Annotated in this window: 19 protein-coding genes and 1 tRNA gene; 8 read left to right on the top strand and 12 right to left on the bottom strand. The window is 71.9% G+C overall.

Annotation, left to right across the window (positions count from 1 at the left end; translation table 11 throughout):
- Positions 1 to 65 precede the first annotated feature (65 nt).
- Positions 66 to 1,913 carry an ABC-F family ATP-binding cassette domain-containing protein gene (locus DEJ05_RS17305; RefSeq protein ID WP_111111235.1) on the top strand — a complete coding sequence of 616 codons (1,848 nt, stop codon included), beginning with the start codon at positions 66 to 68 and terminating at the stop codon, positions 1,911 to 1,913.
- A gap of 6 nt (positions 1,914 to 1,919) precedes the next feature.
- Here DEJ05_RS17305 and DEJ05_RS17310 read toward each other — a convergent pair whose 3' ends face one another.
- Both DEJ05_RS17310 and DEJ05_RS17315 read right to left on the bottom strand, forming a co-directional pair.
- On the bottom strand, positions 1,920 to 2,396 hold the full coding sequence (locus tag DEJ05_RS17310) for a VOC family protein (protein WP_146245136.1): 477 nt from the start codon (positions 2,394 to 2,396) through the stop codon (positions 1,920 to 1,922).
- 47 nt (positions 2,397 to 2,443) lie between these two features.
- Positions 2,444 to 2,938, bottom strand: a complete 495-nt coding sequence (locus DEJ05_RS17315) for a MarR family winged helix-turn-helix transcriptional regulator (protein WP_027465090.1) — start codon at positions 2,936 to 2,938, stop codon at positions 2,444 to 2,446.
- A gap of 79 nt (positions 2,939 to 3,017) precedes the next feature.
- Here DEJ05_RS17315 and DEJ05_RS17320 point away from each other — a divergent pair.
- Both DEJ05_RS17320 and DEJ05_RS17325 read left to right on the top strand, forming a co-directional pair.
- Positions 3,018 to 3,089, top strand: a tRNA-Gln gene (locus DEJ05_RS17320).
- Positions 3,090 to 3,134: 45 nt separating this feature from the next.
- Positions 3,135 to 3,449: a hypothetical protein gene (locus tag DEJ05_RS17325; RefSeq protein WP_111030800.1), complete on the top strand. Its 315-nt coding sequence runs from the start codon at positions 3,135 to 3,137 to the stop codon at positions 3,447 to 3,449.
- A gap of 12 nt (positions 3,450 to 3,461) precedes the next feature.
- Here DEJ05_RS17325 and DEJ05_RS17330 read toward each other — a convergent pair whose 3' ends face one another.
- The 4 genes from DEJ05_RS17330 to DEJ05_RS17345 all read right to left on the bottom strand — a co-directional run bounded on the left by DEJ05_RS17330 (position 3,462) and on the right by DEJ05_RS17345 (position 7,394).
- Complete coding sequence (locus DEJ05_RS17330) at positions 3,462 to 4,928, bottom strand: SDR family oxidoreductase (RefSeq protein ID WP_111030798.1); 1,467 nt, start codon at positions 4,926 to 4,928, stop codon at positions 3,462 to 3,464.
- A gap of 30 nt (positions 4,929 to 4,958) precedes the next feature.
- Positions 4,959 to 5,414 carry a GNAT family N-acetyltransferase gene (locus DEJ05_RS17335; RefSeq protein ID WP_258373901.1) on the bottom strand — a complete coding sequence of 152 codons (456 nt, stop codon included), beginning with the start codon at positions 5,412 to 5,414 and terminating at the stop codon, positions 4,959 to 4,961.
- A 61-nt stretch (positions 5,415 to 5,475) separates the two neighbouring features.
- Positions 5,476 to 6,453, bottom strand: coding sequence for an SDR family NAD(P)-dependent oxidoreductase (locus DEJ05_RS17340; RefSeq protein ID WP_111111237.1), 978 nt, complete (start codon positions 6,451 to 6,453; stop codon positions 5,476 to 5,478).
- On the bottom strand, positions 6,450 to 7,394 hold the full coding sequence (locus DEJ05_RS17345; RefSeq protein WP_111111239.1) for a chlorophyllase: 945 nt from the start codon (positions 7,392 to 7,394) through the stop codon (positions 6,450 to 6,452). Before DEJ05_RS17345 ends, DEJ05_RS17340 begins: the two co-directional genes overlap by 4 nt.
- Positions 7,395 to 7,548: 154 nt before the next feature.
- Between DEJ05_RS17345 and DEJ05_RS17350 the strand changes: the two genes are divergently transcribed.
- On the top strand, positions 7,549 to 8,151 hold the full coding sequence (locus DEJ05_RS17350; RefSeq protein ID WP_111030793.1) for a TetR/AcrR family transcriptional regulator: 603 nt from the start codon (positions 7,549 to 7,551) through the stop codon (positions 8,149 to 8,151).
- A 155-nt stretch (positions 8,152 to 8,306) separates the two neighbouring features.
- Positions 8,307 to 8,600, top strand: a complete 294-nt coding sequence (locus DEJ05_RS17355; protein WP_111030792.1) for a hypothetical protein — start codon at positions 8,307 to 8,309, stop codon at positions 8,598 to 8,600.
- An 8-nt stretch (positions 8,601 to 8,608) separates the two neighbouring features.
- Here DEJ05_RS17355 and DEJ05_RS17360 read toward each other — a convergent pair whose 3' ends face one another.
- From DEJ05_RS17360 to DEJ05_RS17375, 4 genes are all read right to left on the bottom strand, one after another.
- Positions 8,609 to 8,800 carry a hypothetical protein gene (locus tag DEJ05_RS17360; RefSeq protein WP_146243421.1) on the bottom strand — a complete coding sequence of 64 codons (192 nt, stop codon included), beginning with the start codon at positions 8,798 to 8,800 and terminating at the stop codon, positions 8,609 to 8,611.
- Positions 8,797 to 9,819 carry an arsenic resistance protein gene (locus DEJ05_RS17365; protein ID WP_181440758.1) on the bottom strand — a complete coding sequence of 341 codons (1,023 nt, stop codon included), beginning with the start codon at positions 9,817 to 9,819 and terminating at the stop codon, positions 8,797 to 8,799. The genes DEJ05_RS17360 and DEJ05_RS17365 overlap by 4 nt, the downstream gene beginning before the upstream one ends.
- Positions 9,819 to 10,946, bottom strand: a complete 1,128-nt coding sequence (locus tag DEJ05_RS17370) for an NAD(P)/FAD-dependent oxidoreductase (protein ID WP_181440759.1) — start codon at positions 10,944 to 10,946, stop codon at positions 9,819 to 9,821. Before DEJ05_RS17370 ends, DEJ05_RS17365 begins: the two co-directional genes overlap by 1 nt.
- A 107-nt stretch (positions 10,947 to 11,053) precedes the next feature.
- Positions 11,054 to 11,386 (bottom strand): hypothetical protein, encoded by a 333-nt coding sequence (locus tag DEJ05_RS17375; protein WP_111025009.1) that lies wholly within the window; start codon positions 11,384 to 11,386, stop codon positions 11,054 to 11,056.
- 66 nt (positions 11,387 to 11,452) lie between these two features.
- Between DEJ05_RS17375 and DEJ05_RS17380 the strand changes: the two genes are divergently transcribed.
- Together DEJ05_RS17380 and mtnN are read left to right on the top strand one after the other, a co-directional pair.
- A complete protein-coding gene (locus DEJ05_RS17380; protein ID WP_111111243.1) occupies positions 11,453 to 12,409 on the top strand; it encodes a serine hydrolase in 957 nt (318 codons plus the stop codon).
- A gap of 57 nt (positions 12,410 to 12,466) precedes the next feature.
- Entirely contained in the window at positions 12,467 to 13,174 is a 708-nt protein-coding gene (gene mtnN / locus DEJ05_RS17385; protein ID WP_110864380.1) for a 5'-methylthioadenosine/S-adenosylhomocysteine nucleosidase, read from the top strand.
- 41 nt (positions 13,175 to 13,215) lie between these two features.
- Here the strand turns inward: mtnN and DEJ05_RS17390 are convergent, their stop codons facing one another.
- The gene (locus DEJ05_RS17390; RefSeq protein WP_111111245.1) at positions 13,216 to 14,094 is read right to left on the bottom strand and encodes a serine hydrolase; all 879 of its coding nucleotides are present in this window, start codon (positions 14,092 to 14,094) and stop codon (positions 13,216 to 13,218) included.
- A 185-nt stretch (positions 14,095 to 14,279) separates the two neighbouring features.
- Here DEJ05_RS17390 and DEJ05_RS18235 point away from each other — a divergent pair, with 185 nt between their 5' ends.
- A complete protein-coding gene (locus tag DEJ05_RS18235; protein ID WP_155896774.1) occupies positions 14,280 to 14,435 on the top strand; it encodes a hypothetical protein in 156 nt (51 codons plus the stop codon).
- Positions 14,436 to 14,489: 54 nt separating this feature from the next.
- Here the strand turns inward: DEJ05_RS18235 and DEJ05_RS17395 are convergent, their stop codons facing one another.
- Entirely contained in the window at positions 14,490 to 16,913 is a 2,424-nt protein-coding gene (locus tag DEJ05_RS17395; protein WP_111111247.1) for an excinuclease ABC subunit UvrA, read from the bottom strand.
- Between the last annotated feature and the right edge of the window lie 247 nt (positions 16,914 to 17,160).

A 17,160-nucleotide genomic window follows, 5' to 3' on the forward strand; every position in this document is an offset into this window, starting at 1 on the left:
TCGCGTTGCTGTAGCGGCGCGAGCACCGGCGCACGACGAGCTTCCGCGCCACCTACCCTTGACGCGTGGCACATCTCCTCGGCGCCGAGAACCTGCATCTCGAGTTCCCCACCAAGGTCGTCTTCGACAACGTCACCCTCGGCATCGACGAGGGTGACCGGATCGGCGTCGTCGGCCGGAACGGCGACGGCAAGTCGACCCTCCTCGCACTGCTGTCCCAGCGCCTCGAGCCGGACGGCGGCCGCGTCACGCACCGCCGTGGGCTGACCATCGGCTACCTGGACCAGCGCGACATCCTGCCCGAGGGCGCGACCGTCGGCAGCACCGTCGTCGGCGACCTCGAGGAGCACGAGTGGGCCGGTGACCCGAAGATCCGCGACATCATCGGCGGCTTGGTCTCCGACATCCCGTGGGACGTCAGCGTCGACGAGCTGTCCGGTGGGCAGCGTCGTCGTGTGGCCCTCGCGCGGCTGCTGGTCGGCGACTGGGACGTCCTGTTCCTGGACGAGCCGACCAACCACCTGGACGTCGAGGGCATTGAGTGGCTCGCCGGGCACATCAACCGCCGCTGGTCGTCGAACCAGGGCGGCATGGTCGTCGTGACGCACGACCGGTGGTTCCTCGACGCCGTGTCGACCGACACGTGGGAGGTCCACGACGGCGTCGTCGACCCCTTCGAAGGTGGCTACGCCGCGTACATCCTGCAGCGCGTCGAGCGTGACCGGCAGGCTGCCACGATCGAGCAGCGCCGGCAGAACCTGGCCCGCAAGGAGCTCGCGTGGCTCCGCCGCGGCGCCCCGGCCCGCACGAGCAAGCCGAAGTTCCGCATCGACGCGGCGAATGCCCTGATCGACGATGTCCCGCCGATCCGCGACACCGTCGCGCTGTCCCGGACGGCGACCGCGCGCCTCGGCAAGGACGTCGTCGACCTGCTCGACGTGAGCGTCTCGTTCGACGGCACGCAGATCCTCGACCGCATCGAGTGGCGCATCGCACCGGGGGAGCGGACCGGCATCCTCGGCCCGAACGGCGCCGGCAAGTCCACGCTGCTCAACCTGGTCTCGGGTCGGCTGCAGCCGACCAGCGGGCGGGTGAAGACCGGCAAGACGGTGCAGGTCGCGGTCCTCGACCAGCAGCTCGCCGACCTGCAGCAGTTCGCCGACGACCGCGTTCGCGAGGTCGTGGCCCGCAAGAAGACGAGCTACGTCGCCGACGGCAAGGAGATGACGCCGTCGCAGCTGCTCGAGCGGCTCGGCTTCACCTCGGAGCAGCTCTCCACGCCCGTCAAGGACCTGTCCGGTGGGCAGAAGCGGCGCCTGCAGCTCATGCTCATCCTGCTCGACGAGCCGAACGTGCTCATCCTCGACGAGCCCACCAACGACCTCGACACCGACATGCTCGCCGCCATGGAGGACCTGCTCGACACCTGGCCCGGCACCCTGCTGGTCGTCAGCCACGACCGGTACCTGCTCGAGCGCGTCACCGACCAGCAGTACGCCGTGCTCGGCGGGCACCTGCGCCACCTGCCCGGCGGCGTCGACGAGTACATGCGTCTGCGCGAGGCCGGCACCGGTGGCGGGACCGCCTCTGCGGCTGCCGCCGCGTCTGCCGGGAGGCCCGACACCGTCGGCGGGACCGGTTCGGCCGGTGCCGTGGCCGGGTCCACGGCCGCTGGTGCGTCCGCCCTGTCGGGAGCGGACCGGCGGACGGCCGAGAAGGAGATGTCGGCGCTCGACCGGAAGATCGCGAAGGTCGGCGCGGACCGCAAGAAGCTGCTCGACCAGTTCGCGACGCACGACCAGTCCGACTACGCCGGGCTCGGCGAACTGCAGTCGAAGCTCGCTGCGCTCGAGGCCGAGGTCGAGCAGCTCGAGGAGCGCTGGCTCGAGGTCGCGGAGCTGCTCGGGGTCTGAGGCGGTCTACTCGACGGACGCCGGGTCGACCGCGTCCTGGCCGCTGTCCGTCGGTGTGGCGTCCTCGGGCGCCCCACCGCCGGGGTTCGCCACGACCTCCCACAGGTGGCCGTCCGGGTCCTGGAAGAAGCCGGACCACATGCCCCACGGGCGCGTGTACGGCGGTTCGGGCATCGTGGCGCCCGCTGCCTGTGCTCGCTCGAGGAACGCCTCGGCCTCTGCCTGGCTGCCCGTGAAGTGCCCGATCGTGCTGCTCGGTGCCGTGGCCAGCTGCACGCCGGAGTCCTTCGCCATGTCGTCCCGGCCGTAGACGCTGACGATCAGGCCGTCGTCGAGGGTGAACATCGCCGTGGTGCCGCCGGCCTGCGTCTCGGTGGCGGGGTACTCGGTGCCGATGACGCCGCTGCCCTCGACGCCGAGCAGGGCGCGGTAGAACTCGGCCGATCGAGCGACGTCGGCGACGGCGAGGGTGATGGCGTGCATGCGGCGCACGCTACGCCGGGGCCGCTCGGCCCGTGTCACGCTTTCGGTCAGTCCCCGAGACCCAGGATGAGTCGGCGGAGCAGCCCGGCCAACTGGCCCTGCTCGTCGGCGGAGACCCCGGACAGGATGTCGCGCTCGGCGGCCAGCAGGTCCGCGATCGCCGCGTCCACCGCCACCCGGCCCTTGCCCGTCAGCGAGACGAGGATGCCGCGGCCGTCCTTCGGGTCGGTCCGTCGTCCCACGAAGCCGCGGGCCGCCAGGCGGTCCACCCGGTTCGTCATCGTGCCGCTCGACACCAGGGTCTGCTGCAGCAGGGTCTTCGGGCTCAGCTCGTAGGGCTCACCCGCCCGCCGCAGGGCCGACAGGACGTCGAACTCCCACGGTTCCATGTCGCTCGCGTCGAAGGCCGTCCGCCGGGCGCGGTCCAGGTGCCGGGCGAGCCGGTCCACGCGGGACAGCACCTCGAGCGGGCCGAAGTCCAGGTCGGCACGCTCACGACCCCACGCCGCGACGATGCGATCGACCTCGTCCTCATGCGGCATCCCTCCATCTTGGCCGAACCCGGAGCGGACAGCCAGCCTCGTCGGTCGTGGGAGGATGGAGGAGCACCCCTTGGTGCGTTCCGCCTTGGTGTAATGGCAGCACGACGGCCTTTGGTGCCGTTAGGTCCGGGTTCGAATCCTGGAGGCGGAGCGGGCGGGTCGTCCGTCGCGGCGGGAGCGAAAGCGGGTGTGCGCAGTGACCATCTCGGATGACTTCCACCGCTGGGGCTCGCTGCTGATGGCGCAGCTCGAGGCCGACGCCGTGAACACCGAGTTGCGGCGCTCGCCCGAGGACCGGGACAACCGGAGCACCCACCTGTTGGTGGAGTCCGATCTGATCGCCTACGACTTGCTCGTCTGGGATTCGGGCGACGCCGAGCTCATGGTGTCCGACGAACGGGGAATCGTCCCGACGCACCTCGACATCGGCGCAGACCTGTCGGCCCGTGCACTCTTCGAGCGGTTCGTCAGTGGCGCATCGAGGGCCGCGGGGCGGCGGCTCCAGGGCTGAGGAGACGGCCGGTCACCACGAACTCGGCGCGTAGTCCTTCAGGAAGACACCGAACACGTCCTCGCCCGCTTCGCCGCGGACGATGGGGTCGTAGACGCGGGCTGCCCCGTCGACCAGATCGAGCGGCGCGTGGAAGCCCTCTTCGGCGAGCCGGACCTTCGTGGGGTGCGGCCGTTCGTCGGTGATCCACCCGGTGTCGACGCTCGTCATCAGGATGTTGTCGGTCTCGAACATCTCCTGCGCGCTCGTGCGGGTGAGCATGTTCACGGCAGCCTTCGCCATGTTCGTGTGCGGGTGTCCCGGCCCCTTGTAGGCACGGCCGAAGACCCCTTCCATGGCGCTGACGTTCACCACGTAGGTGCGGCGTCCGGTGCTCGCGGCCATGGCGGGGCGGAGCTTCGAGATGAGGATGAACGGCGCCGTGGTGTTGGCCAGCTGGACCTCGAGCATCTCGAGCGGGTCGACCTCGTCGACCTGCTGGGTCCACGAGTTCTCGTCGTGCAGGTCAGGGACCAGGCCACCGGCGTCGATGGCGGTGCCCAGGGCGAGTCGTTCGAGTGAGCTCGACCCCGGCGCCATCGCCTGTTCGGTCAGCTCGTCGGCTCGGGCTGCAGCGGCCGCGAGGATCGGGTGCGCGGCCACCGAGCGGGCGAGCGCCAGCGGGTGCTGGTCGTTGGTGTGCCCGAAGGTCACGAGTTCGGGCAGCGGTCCGTCGGGCAGCGGCGCGAGTTCCGCGTCGACCAGCGGCTGGTAGGCCCCGGTCGACCTGCGCACGGTCTGCGTGGCGTTGTTGATCAGGATGTCGAGGGGGCCGGACGCGGCGACGTCCTCGGCGAGCCCGATCACCTGGGCGGGGTCACGCAGGTCGATGCCGACGACCTTCAGGCGGTCCATCCAGTCGGCGGAGTCGGGCAGGCTCGCGAACCGGCGCACCGCGTCGCGGGGGAACCGCGTGGTGATGGTGGTGTGGGCCCCGTCGCGCAGCAGCCGGAGGGCGATGTACATGCCGATCTTCGCGCGGCCGCCGGTGAGCAGCGCCCGCTTGCCGGTCAGGTCCGTCCGGGCGTCGCGCTTCGCGTGGCTCATGCGAGCGCACGCCGGGCAGAGCTGGTGGTAGAACGCATCGACGACCGTGTAGTGCTGCTTGCACATGTAGCAGGGCCGTGACTTCAGCAGCGTGCCCGCGGTGGTCGAGGCGGTCGAAGCGCTGATCAGGACGCCTCGGGTCTCGTCGTCGATCCGGTCGGCGGCCCCGGTGGCGGTGGCGGCGATCACCCGGCGGTCGGCCTCGGCGATGACGCCGCGCTTCTCGAGACGGTGCGCGCGCTTGACGGCCTTGAACATCTTCGCGGTGGCCTGGCGGACCCGGATGAAGTCCGGGTGCGTCTCGTCGATCGACGGCAGCTGCTCGAGCACCCGGAGCGCGACGGTCAGGTCGTCGGGGTCGATGCCGCTGGGTTCGGGGTGCTCGGAGCTCACACGCGATCCTACGTCGGGACCGAGCGCCGGTCAGACGAGCTGCTGCTCCATGCACACGCTCGTCGGGTCGTCGACGTACGGGCCGAACCGCGGGATGTCCGCGTACCCGGCCTTCCGGTACAGCGCGATGGCCGCGGCCTGCGGCAGGCCGGTCTCGAGCCGGACGGTCCCGATGCCGACCGCGCGGGCCCGGTCGTGCAGGGCGTCGAGCAGCCGCGTCCCCACGCCGAGCCCACGCGCGGCGTCGCTCACGAACATGCGCTTCACCTCGCCGGTGCCGTCGCCGGCGTCGACGAGCGCCACCGTGCCGAGGGCGGTGCCGTCCTCGCGCGCCACCAGGAACGTGACGTCGGGCTGGTCCAGGTCGTCGACGTCCAGCGCGTGGTAGTTCTCGGCCGCGTAGAGGCTCAGTCCGTAGTCGTCGCCCTGCTGCAGCAGGTGCAGGACGTCGTCCTGTCGGGGGCTCTCGATCCGCACGGTCAGCACCGTCACACAGTAGCGAGGACGACGAGAACAGTGGGCAGACGAGGCCCCCGGCCGACGGTGATCAGGCCAGGAGTCCCTCGCTGACCTCCCACAGGCGCCGGGCATCGTCGGCGTCGAGCATTGCCGAGTTCGCGTCCGACGGGATGCGGTCGGCGGTGAGGGGCAGGACCCCGTCGTCGATCACGGCGACGTCGCTGTCCTTCAGGTAGACCCCGCCGACGCCGTCGAGCAGCGGGCTCGCGGCACCGAACACGAGCGTCGCGGCGCCCTGCTCGACGGTCTTCTTGCCGACCTCGGGGTCGATGACGGTCACCCCGTGGTCGTCGACCAGTCCCTGCTCGCGGTACGACGCGAGCACCGTCGGGGCGTGCGGTCCGGGTCCGACGATGACGCCCGGGTGTGCGGCGAAGGCGCGGATGCCCTGGTCGGCGTACCGCCGGTCGAGCTCCACCGTGAACAGGACGTTCGCCCGCTTCGACTGGCCGTACGCGGTGACCGGGTCGTACCCGTGGGCGAACGTCAGGTCGTCCCACCGGATCTGCCCGAACCGCGCCGCACCGGAGGTGACGGTCAGGACCCGCGCACCACGGGCCTCCAGGAGGGTCGGGAGGAGCGCCCGCGTGAGCTGGAAGTGCCCGAGGTGCGTCGTCGAGAACGCCAGTTCGTTGCCGCGGCCGTCGAGTCGGCGGTCGGGGGTGAAGAGCATCGCGGCGCTGTTCACGAGCATGTGCAGCGGGCGGCCGGAGGCCGACCAGCGCGCGGCGAAGGCATCGACCGACGACGGGTCGGTGAGGTCGAGGGCCTCGACGCGGATGCCCGGGATGTCGGCGACGGCTGCGGATGCCCGGTCGACGTCACGGGAGGCGACGGTGACGTCGGCGCCGGCCGCCGCGAGGGCGCGGCTGGTCTCACGGCCGAGGCGGCTGTGTCCGCCGGTCACGACGACGTTCCGGCCGGTCAGGTCGACGCCGTCCAGGACGTCGGCGGCTGTGGACGCGGCGGTGAACGGAGTGGGCAGGGGGTGCTGGTGGGTGATCACGAGTGGTATTCCTTCGATTCGATGTGGCCGACGGCGGCAGCAGGGCCGACGGCGGCAGCAGTGCCGACGGCGTCGGCGATCGCCGACCACGCGTCGGGGTCGAGGCCGAGCTCGGTCCGGAGGAACGCCGTCGTGGTGTGGCGGACGAGGTCCACACGCTCGGGGCTCTCGTCGGTGGTGGCGGTCGACTCGTAGTCCTGGATCCCGCCGAGCAGGTGCTCGCCGCCGTGGACGGTCACCAGGTGCCGTGCGCCGGGGCTCAGGTGGTAGACGTCGGTGAACCAGTCCGGACCTCGCGTCGAGAGCTGCGACTGGTCGTGGTCGCCGGCGACGACGAGTGACGGGGTGTGCAGCTGGCTGAAGTCGGGGCTCATGAACGCGAAGTGCTCCTGCGCGAACGGCACGAGGTCGCCGCGCGCGATCCCGGTGGTGGACAGCAGGACCCCGGCGCGCACGCGGTGGTCGGTGCGGTCCTCGCCCGGCCGCCCGTCGGCGTCCAGGACGCGGGCCCCGAGCAACATGCCCACGGACTGTCCGCCCCACGAGTGTCCGACCGCGGCGATGCGCGCGGTGTCGACGCGCCCGCTCAGACCGGGGACCGCATCGATGATCTGGTCGAGGTCGTCGAGTACCCGCTCGAGGTCGTCGACCCGCGTCTGCCAGATGGTCGGGTAGCGCGGGTCGTCGAGCGTCAGTCCGTAGGCCGTCGCGTCGAGGAACGTCGGTTGGACGACGACGAAGCTGTTCGCGGTCCAGTGGTCGACCAGGGGGTCGCCGCCGGTCATGGACTGGCCGAAGCCGTGGGCGAAGACGATGACGGGCAGGTCCGTTCCGGTCGTCGGTGCGGTGATCCGGACCTCGAGGTCCTGACCGCGCGAGGGTGCGGGGAGTGTGACGGGGCGCACGCTGATGACCTGTGGTCGGGGTGCTGTGGGTGCCATGCGGGGCCTTTCCGGGATGCCGTGTCGCCCGTGTCGGAGCGATCGTCGTCCGAAACGGAGCGACGTTCCGGAACGATACGGAACAACGATCCGGATTGCAAGAGGAAGCGGAGCACTGTTCCGCATCGCGTCGGTGTCGTGCGATGATCGAGGCATGAGCACCCCGTCGCCCGACCCCGCGCCGCGTCGCCGTCGCGACGTCGAGCGCAACGAGCGCACGATCCTCGACGCCGCTGCCGCGGTCTTCGCCGCCTCGGGCGTCGGCGCACCGGTGCGCGAGGTCGCCACCGCCGCGGGGGTCGGGGTCGGCACGCTCTACCGGCACTTCCCGACCCGTTCGGACCTGGTCGTCGCCGTCTACCGGCACCAGATCGAGGCCCTGGTCGACGCGGGGCCGGCGCTGCTCGACTCGGAGCCGACACCGTTCGCCGCCCTACTGCGCTGGGTGCACCAGTTCGTCGACTTCCTCGGCACCAAGCACGGTCTGGCGCGCGTCTGGGAGGGCGACGCCGACGGCTTCACGGCGCTGCACACCCTGTTCGTCGACGAGCTCGTGCCCGTGCTCGGCCGATTGCTCGACGCCGCGCGGGCGTCCGGCGAGGTGGCCGCGCCGACCCCGCCGTACCAGCTGCTCCGGGCCGTCGGCGACCTGGTGGCGTGGAGTCCTCAGGACCCCGACTACGACGTCCGGACGATCGTGACCCTCCTGGTCACCGGGCTGCGGCAGGCGCAGCCGACGGTGGCCGACAGCGCGTAGCCGGCCACGTGCACTCGTCGCGACCGGCACCGGACTGGAGGCGCGGTGCGGGCCCGTCACGGGCCTCCCGTCCGGCATCGTGACCGTCTCGGGCCGCACCAGCGCCGTCGGGGCCGGTCCGGGCCCTACGATCGTCCCGACGAAGGGGGACCACCATGACGGAACTGGCGGACTGGGAGACCGAGGGGGCCAGGGCTCGTCCGGCTCGACCGGGTGACCACGAACCGGCGCCGGCCGCGCTGCGGGCCCTGACGATCATCGGGGTGTTGTTCCTGATCGCCGCGGGCTGCGTGTTCGTCGCGACGGCGTTCCTCCCCACGTCCGACGAGACGGCCGTGCCGGACGGCCTTCGACTGCTGATGGCGACGGTCGTGTCGGTCAGCATCGCCGTGGTCGGCGTGGTCGCCCTGCTGCTCCGACTCGTCGCCGGGGTGCTCGTCCGCCGCTGACGGCCGGCTCAGCGTCGGCCCGGCTCCGCGGGGTCGGACTCGGTGTCCCCGTGCTCCGGCAGCACGTCGACGTCGGTGACCGTGTACCCGAGCGGCACCTGACCCAGCGCGAGCAGGAGCGCCGTCCGCCGGTCGTCGTGCTCGGTCTCGATCACCCGTCGCTCGGTCGGGACGACGACGAGTCGGACCCGGTGCGTCACGGGTGCCCCCATGCGGCGGTGCCGCGCAGGCGTCGCCCGGCGTGCTGACCACGTCGCCGACGCAGCAGCAGGTGGCGGACCGCGAGCAGGTGCGGGAACTCGACGAGCATGCCGACGACGATCGCCGTGGTGACCAGCGGCTGGTGGGGGAGTGCGGCGCTCGTCAGCCCGATCATCAGGGGTGCGTTGCGGGCCGCCGTCGTCATCGCGAGCAGCGCCGACCGCGGGTACGACAGGGCGGCGAGGCGTGACGCCCACTCGGCTGCGATGAACATCACGGCGAAGAAGACCACCGCGCACCCCAGTACGGCGACGAACACCGGCAGGTTCGCCAGCAGCAGCCCGATGTGCGAGGCGAAGAGCCCGGCGACCATCGCGCCCACGATCCAGGGGACCGCGCGGCCGGGCAGGGCGGCGGCGCGGGCCCGAGCGCCGTCCGGCAGGAGCGAGATCCCGAGGCGGATCACCACGGCGATCGCGGCGGGCAGGACGAACCACTGCAGCAGGGTGCCGATGGTGCCCACGGCATCGATGCCGGCGTTGCCGCCCAGGACCGTGATCCACACCGGGAACAGCAGCAGCTGGGTGACCATGTTGATCGGCAGCAGGGTCGCCCCCACGGCGGTGTCCCCGTCGCTCAGGCGGGTGAACGCCAGGAACCAGTCGGTGCAGGGCGCCAGGAAGTACAGCATCACGCCGAGCTGCACTGCCGGGTGTCCGGGCAGGGCCACGCGGGTGAGCAGGAACGCGACGAGCGGGGCGAGCAGGAAGTTCATGCTCCAGGCGATGCCGATGACCTTCCAGACGCCGGGCGTCCGTGGCAGGCGGTGCAGGGGGACGTCGACGAACAGGGCGACGACCAGGGTGATCACCAACGCGTCCACCACCGAGCCCATCGCGTCGCCGGCCGAGGGTGAGGCGCCGCCGATCACCGAACCGAGCAGGATGGCGCCGCCGACGATCGCGGGGGTGGCCCAGAGTCGTGCACCGGCGGGGCGGGCGGCCCGCTGTGCCGGCATCAGCACGCGCATTCGACACCACAGCAGCTCAGGTCGTCGGTGAGCATCCCGGCGTCGTCCCACTCCTGCAGGGCACCGCAGTCGCGCCCTGCTCGTTCGCCGATGACGCGGGCGACGTGGGCGAACCGCTGCCGGAACTTGTAGACGAAGCAGAACTGCAGTGCGCCGTGCCGGAGCGCGGTGCCGGCCAGGAAGAGTCCGGGCGTGGTGGTCGACTCGTCGTCCTCGGTGAGCAGCGGCCAGCCGTCCGCGCGGGTGTCGAACAGGCTCGCTGCCGGCCCGAGCCCCGGGCCGTACCCGGTGGCGAGGATCGGTGGCGCGTCCGCCACCAGGGCGGTCCGTCCGGCGACGCCGACGGTGAACCCCTCTCCGGACCGTTTGATGCCGGTGACCTGGCCGTCGTCGACCAGGGTGAGGCGTCCACTGGCCCGTGCGGCCGCGAGTCGTTGACGGGTCCGCGGGGCGAGGCGGAACGACGGGTCCGACCCGCTGCCGGCGTCCCAGGGGTGGGACGGGTCGACGGCCGTCACCGTCGCCCCCTGTTCGACGTGGTGGCACGCAAGGTCGATGCCGGACTCGAAGCCACCCACGACCACGACGTGGCCGAGCCGTGCCACCCAGGCTGCCTCGGCGGAGGCGTGCACCCCGAGCGAGGTGCCGGCGCAGCGGGGCAGGATCGGGTCGGAGAACTCGCCGCCGGCCCAGACCACGTTGCGGGTGATGACGGGGCCGCGGCTCGTGGTCACGCGGAAGCCGTCGTCGTCCGCCTCGATGCGCTCGACCTCGGTGTCGAGCAGGGTCGGCAGGTGGAAGGCCGCGACGACGCCACGCAGGTACCGGGCGTACTCGGGCCCGGAGGGGTAGTCGGTCCCCAGGCTGTAGGCGGGTGAGGTGCGTGGGTGGATCGCGTTGAGGTCGGTGGCCCCGAACCCGTTGCCGGTGAAGGACGGCGTCAGGAACCGCTGGTGCTCCGGCCACCGACGGAACGTGTCTCCGACGACGCCGCGTTCGACGACGCCGAACAGCAGGCCGTCGACGGCGTGGAGTGCCAGGCCGGTGCCGACGCCGGCCGGTCCGGCTCCGACCACGAGGGCGTCGAGGGTCTCGGTGGGGTGTGGTGCTGGCATGGGGTCGGTCTTCCCAGCAGCTGCGGCTGCGTCGATGGAACGGCCACCGTGGTGTGGTCGCTGCACACCATCTTAGTGAGAACCGTTATCAACATGCCATCGCGGCATCAGCCGACCGGCGTCGAGTACAGGACCGCCAGGGTCGCCACCAGTCCGACGACCACGATGCCGAGGTCGAGCAGGGCCAGGGTGACGAGTCGGGTGCGCTGCGGCCGGACGGCGGCCCGCACCACGACCATCGTCACGAACAACACGACGACGAGCACGAGCGCCGGCCAGCCGATCGCCGGCGCACGGATCGCCATGAGCACCATCACCGCGGCGACGATCACGGCCGTGACGGCTCCCCACACCAGCCAGTTCGAGCCCGACGCCGTCCGGAGTGCGGGCTGGTCGCCGACGCGGGTGGGATCGGGGCGGCGGGGCTGTTCGTCGGACACGAGCCGGACGGTACGCGGCGGCCCCTGCCCGTGCCCGCAGCCGCGCGGCCACGAGAGGATGGGGTTGTGCACACCGCCGCGACCATCCTCGACGCCGTCGTCCGGCACATCGACACCACCGGGTTCGCCGCACACGGCATCCACGTGCGCACGCGGACTGCGGCTCCGGGCGCCGAGAGCACCGCGGACGACGTCGCCGAGCACCACTGGACCCCCGACGTCCGGCGCGAGATCCACTCCGCCGCGAAGGGCGTCTGTGTCCTGGCCACCGGCATCGCGGCCGACGACGGCCTGGTCGACGTCGACGAACCGATCGCGACGTCCCTGGTCGGCACCGGCCTCGGTACGGAGACCGGGCTCGCGCTCGGCGGCGGCGTCGACCGGGTCACCCTCCGCCACCTGCTCACCATGACCAGCGGGATCGACATGCCCTGGTCGGCGACCGAACTGACGGACTGGCCGGACCTGGCGGCCGAGTTCCTGCGGCGACCGTCCCGCGGCCGGGTGTTCCAGTACGCGAACGCCAGCACCTACACCGCGATGCGCGTGCTCGAGACCCGGGTCGGCGACGTCGGCGCGTTCGTCACCGAGCGCCTGTTCGCGCCGCTCGGCATCCAGGACGTCGAGTGGCAACGCTGCCCGAACGGGTTCGTCGCCGGCGGCGAGGGACTGTCGCTCCGAACCGAGGAGCTCGCCCGCATCGGACGCCTGATCCGCGACCGCGGGGTCGTCGACGGACAGCGGATCGTCAGCGCGCGGTGGTGCGACGCGATGCACACCGACTGGGTGGAGCGCGAGGGCACCGGCCCCGGCTACGAGCGGTACGCGATGGCCGGGTGGGGTGGTCCCGGCCGACTCTGGCGGCTGCACGGTGCGTACGGTCAGATGCTGCTGTTCGACGAGACCGAGGCGAGCAACGACTCCGGCACCGTCGTCACCATCACCGCCGACGACCACTTCGGCGCCGACGCGCTCGCCGCCTTCGTCGCCGACGAGCTGGCCCGCCAGGACCCCCGCCGCTAGCACCGTCGACGATCCGACCTGCACGTCCGCGCGCGCCCGGCGTGGGAGGATCGATCAGTGCAGCAGCAACCCGTCGCGATCATCATCGCGGCCATGAGCGAAGAGGTCTCGGCCTTCGCCGACCTGTTCGGCGGTGTCCCCGTCCTCGACGGCCCCGTCGGTGGCCACGACCCGCACCAGCTGCTCGACATCGGCGGCGCCACGGTCGTCGTGCGCCGCAGCGGCATCGGCTTCACGAACGCCACGGCCGCCGTCGCCCACGGCTTCCACGACTTCGGCCCGGGCATCCCGGTGATCAGCGTCGGGACCGCCGGTGGGCTCATGCACGGTGTCGCCATCGGTGACGTCGTGGTCGGCGACCGGTACGTCAACCTCAACGCCGACGCCACCGCGTTCGGCTACGCCCTGGGCCAGGTCCCCGGCATGCCGACCGGCTACGCGCCGGACGCCCGGCTCGTCGAGCTCGCTATGGGCGCCGACATCGCGTGGCCGCTGCGGTCGGCGACGATCGGCTCGAGCGAGGTCTTCGTGACCGAGGGTCGTGCCCGTGCACTCCGGGTCGCGTTCCCCGAGGTGGCCGCGGTCGACATGGAGTCGGCCGCGATCGCGCAGTTCGCCCACGTGCACGACATGCCGTTCGTGTCGGTCCGGTGCATCAGCGACCTCTGCGCGCCGGACGGCGCCGAGTTCCGCGAGCACCTGGACGACGCCGCGGCACGCGCAGCGCGCGTGGTCCACGACCTGGTGCTCGGCCTGCGTTCCTGAGTCCGCCAGCGCGCTCCCTCAGCCAGCCCGAGTGCCGGCGCTCACGCGACGACTCCCACGGCACGGAGGCGTCGGACGGCGAGCCGGTCAGCGGCTCCGGGCGCTGCGCCGAGGGCGTGCGACGCGATCGTGACGTCGCCGTGACGGAGCAGGCAGACGCCGGCGTCCCGTGTCTGCCCGCTGTGCCAGATCAGCCCGTCGCGGTGCTCCCACGCCAGGAAGTCCGGCTCGATGCGTCCGATCCCCACGCCGAACCGCAGGAGGTCGGACATGGTCGACCAGATCCCGCCGGCCGGCGCGTAAGGACCTGATCCGATGGTCCAGGGTTCACGGGGGCGCCCCCGCCACGACCGGAGCAGGGTTCGTCGTTCGGGTGCCGGGTCGAGGGTGGCGCTCGTGACGCCGAGCGGAGCCAGGACCGTCCGCTCGGCGACCGTGGACCATGCTTCCTGCGCGACGTGCTCGAGCAGCCGACCGAGCACCGCGTAGCCGAGGTTGGAGTAGTCCCGCTCACCCGGTGTCGTCGGGGTCTGGCGCAGCGCACGGGTGACGTCCGCCTCGGACACGTCCGCGTACGGGTCGCCGACGATCCCGGCCGACATGCCCTGGTGCACACGGGGCAGGCCCGAGCAGTGTCGGATCAAGTCGTCGACCGTGTAGGTGGCGTCGACGGGGACGTCCGGCAACAGGTCCCGGGCGGGGGTGTCCCGTGGGATGTCTCGTTCAGCGAGGAGAACGAGCACGGCGGCGGCGGTCACGGTCTTCGTCACGCTCGCCCACTCCACCAGCGCGCCCGCTTCGTAGCGATCGCCGAGGTCGGCGGTGACGTCGCCCCCTGTGTCGATGATCACGGCTCGGTTCGCAGCGGCCACGCTCGTCCTCCTGATCTGGTCGAAGCCACCATGATCGCAGCCGGTCATGCGGGGATCCTCGTTCCGCGTGGACGAGCACCAGGTGCCGGAGGGGCGCGTTCCGGCCTTCGGCACGGCCGGAATTGCGTTCCACGGACGTTCCGGGACGGATCGCGAACTCGCCTCCGAGCCCCTCGCTAGCCTCCATTTCGGGGGGCCAAGGAACCACGGCCAATCACACAGGGAGATCAGCCATGAGCGCCTACACGAGCGACGAGAACGTCGAACCTGCACGCATCACCACCTTCAAGCGCGTCCGCAAGCAGTGGCGTCGGACGGGTGAGGTCGGCTACACCCACAGTGGCAGCGACTTCTTCCGCGACGACGCTCCGGAAGCGGTCCAGCGGTAACCAGCGGCAGCCACGAAGTGCCCGCCAGGAGCGATCCTGGCGGGCACTTCTGCGTCAGCGACCGAGCTGGTCCCGCAGGTACGGGGCGGTCCGGCTGGTGGTCGAGGCGGCGACCTCGGCTGGCGTGCCGGAGGCGACGACCCGACCGCCGTCATCGCCGCCCGATGGGCCCATGTCGATGACGTGGTCGGCGCTCGCGACGACGTCCATGGCGTGCTCGACCACGACGACCGTGTTGCCCGCGTCGGTCAGGCGGGCGAGCTGGGCGGTGAGCAGCTCGACGTCGGCCGGGTGCAGGCCGGTGGTGGGCTCGTCGAGCAGGTACAGGGTGTGGCCGGTCCGCGCGCGCTGCAGTTCCGTGGCGAGCTTGATGCGCTGCGCCTCGCCGCCGGACAGCTCCGGAGCAGGCTGGCCGAGTCGCAGGTAGCCGAGACCGACCTCGCGGAGGGTCTCGAGTCCTCGCCCGGCTGCGGGCAGGGACGCCAGGAACGGCGCCGCTTCGTCGACGGTCATGCCGAGGACGTCGGCGATGGACGCCCCGTTCCACCGGACCTCGAGCGTCTCTGCGGTGTAGCGGGAGCCGTGGCACTCGGGGCACGGGGCCCAGCTGCCCGGCAGGAAGAGGAGTTCGACGGACACCGACCCCTCGCCCTGGCAGACCTCGCACCGGCCGCCGGCGACGTTGAACGAGAACCGCCCGGCGCCCCAACCGCGGGCCTTGGCCTCGTCGGTCTGGGCGAAGGCTGCTCGGACCGCGTCGAACAGGCCGGTGTAGGTGGCGAGGTTCGAGCGGGGCGTCCGGCCGATCGGCTTCTGGTCGACCTGCACGACGCGGTCGATGAGCGGGTGCGACGTCGCGGCGCCGGGCAGCACGCCGCCGACGAGCGACGACTTGCCGGACCCGCTGACCCCGGTGACCGCGGTGAGGACACCGAGCGGCAGGTCGACGTCGAGCCCCCGCAGGTTGTGCAGGGTGAGGTCGCGGAGCTCGAGCGTGCCGATCGGGGTCCGGACGGCTCGGTCGGCGGTCGGTTGCCGGGGCTCCAGGAAGCGCCGGGTGACCGACGCCTCGACCTCGGCCAGGCCGGCGACCGGGCCGCTGTACAGGACGGTGCCGCCGCCGGTGCCCGCACGGGGGCCGACGTCGACGATCCAGTCGGCTCGGCGCACGATGCTCATGTCGTGCTCGACGACGAAGACGCTGTTGCCGCCGGCACGCAGGTCGTCGAGGACGTCGACGAGGGACTCGGCGTCGGCGGGGTGCAGCCCGGCGCTCGGTTCGTCGAGCACGTAGACGACGCCGAACAGGCCGGAGCGCAGCTGCGTCGCGATCCGCAGCCGCTGACTCTCGCCGGGGGAGAGCGTCGGGGTGGCGCGGTCGAGCGCGAGGTAACCGAGACCCAGGCCGACCAGGACCTCGACGCGGGTGAGCAGGTCGCGGGAGATCGCCACGGCGACCTCGGTGTGCTCGCCGGACGATGCCCGTGACGTCGCCGCTGCCGCGTCGGTGATCGCCGCGATCGGGCGCAGGACGTCAGCCAGGCCGGTCAGCGGCAGCGCGTTCAGCTCGGCGATCGAGTGGCCGCCGATCGTCACGGCGAGGGCGGCTCGGGTCAGGCCCGTGCCGCCGCAGAGCCCGCACGGGCCGGACTCGACGAACTGCAGCACCTTCTTGCGCTGGGTCTCGCTCTGCGAGTCGGCGAGGGTGTGCAGCACGAACTGGCGAGCGCTCCAGAACCGGCCCTTGTATGGCTTGGCCACGCGGTCGCGCTTCGGCTGCACCTGCACGACGGGCTGTTCCTCGGTGAAGAGCAGCCAGTCACGGTCCTCGCGCGACAGCTCACGCCACGGGCGCTCGATGTCGTAGCCGAGCACGGCGGTGACGTCCCGCAGGTTCTTGCCCTGCCACGCACCGGGCCAGGCGGTGATCGCGCCGTCGCGGATGCTCAGCGACGGATCGTGCACGGCCGATGCCTCGGTGACCTCGTGCGCGGTCCCGATGCCGTGGCACCGCGGGCAGGCGCCGGCGACGGTGTTCGGCGAGAAGGAGTCCGACTCGAGCCGGTCGGCGCCGGACGGGTACGTGCCGGCGCGCGAGTAGAGCATGCGCATCGAGTTCGACAGCGTGGTCATGGTGCCGACGGTGGAACGGGAGCTCGGGGCGCCGCGACGCTGCTGCAGGGCGACGGCGGGCGGTAGTCCGGTGATCGAGTCGACGTGTGGGGTGGAACCCTGCGCGATCAGCCGCCGCGCGTACGGGGCGACGGACTCGAGGAACCGGCGCTGGGCCTCGGCGAAGACCGTGCCGAAGGCGAGTGAGGACTTGCCGGAGCCGGAGACGCCGGTGAACGCGACGATCCGGTCGCGGGGGATGTCCACGTCGACGTCGCGCAGGTTGTTCTCGCGGGCACCACGGACGCGGATGAAGTCGTCCGGCCCGGGTCGGTCGTCGGTCTGGGTCGAGCGAGGAGCGGGCATTCGCTCGATCGTAGGCTCGGCCACTGGGAGAAGCGGTACCGGGGCGGTACCGCGAACGACGAAGAGCCGCTCCGCCCTGATCGGCGGAGCGACTCTTCGCGTCGTGCGATGGTGCTCGTGGTGCGGTGTTGCGGCAGGTGTTACTTGATCTGTGCGGTGATGGTGGCGGTGCCGACGAGGAGGCCGCGCTTGACGGCGTCGGTGCCGAAGGTCTTGTTCAGCAGGCCGGCGGCGTCTTCGGAGATGT

Origin of the sequence: Curtobacterium sp. MCLR17_045 (assembly GCF_003234405.1) — a bacterium.
GTDB classification, from domain to species: domain Bacteria; phylum Actinomycetota; class Actinomycetes; order Actinomycetales; family Microbacteriaceae; genus Curtobacterium; species Curtobacterium flaccumfaciens.

Excerpts from the sequence above, each read along its gene's own strand:
- DEJ05_RS17310 (WP_146245136.1), bottom strand. The coding sequence starts at position 2,396 with ATGCACGCCATCACCCTCGCCGTCGCCGACGTCGCTCGATCGGCCGAG.
- DEJ05_RS17315 (WP_027465090.1), bottom strand. The coding sequence starts at position 2,938 with ATGCCGCATGAGGACGAGGTCGATCGCATCGTCGCGGCGTGGGGTCGT.
- DEJ05_RS17345 (WP_111111239.1), bottom strand. The coding sequence starts at position 7,394 with ATGGCACCCACAGCACCCCGACCACAGGTCATCAGCGTGCGCCCCGTC.
- DEJ05_RS17350 (WP_111030793.1), top strand. The coding sequence starts at position 7,549 with ATGAGCACCCCGTCGCCCGACCCCGCGCCGCGTCGCCGTCGCGACGTC.
- DEJ05_RS17355 (WP_111030792.1), top strand. The coding sequence starts at position 8,307 with ATGACGGAACTGGCGGACTGGGAGACCGAGGGGGCCAGGGCTCGTCCG.
- DEJ05_RS17365 (WP_181440758.1), bottom strand. The coding sequence starts at position 9,819 with ATGCCGGCACAGCGGGCCGCCCGCCCCGCCGGTGCACGACTCTGGGCC.
- DEJ05_RS17370 (WP_181440759.1), bottom strand. The coding sequence starts at position 10,946 with ATGCCAGCACCACACCCCACCGAGACCCTCGACGCCCTCGTGGTCGGA.
- DEJ05_RS17390 (WP_111111245.1), bottom strand. The coding sequence starts at position 14,094 with ATGACCGGCTGCGATCATGGTGGCTTCGACCAGATCAGGAGGACGAGC.
- DEJ05_RS18235 (WP_155896774.1), top strand. The coding sequence starts at position 14,280 with ATGAGCGCCTACACGAGCGACGAGAACGTCGAACCTGCACGCATCACC.
- DEJ05_RS17395 (WP_111111247.1), bottom strand. The coding sequence starts at position 16,913 with ATGCCCGCTCCTCGCTCGACCCAGACCGACGACCGACCCGGGCCGGAC.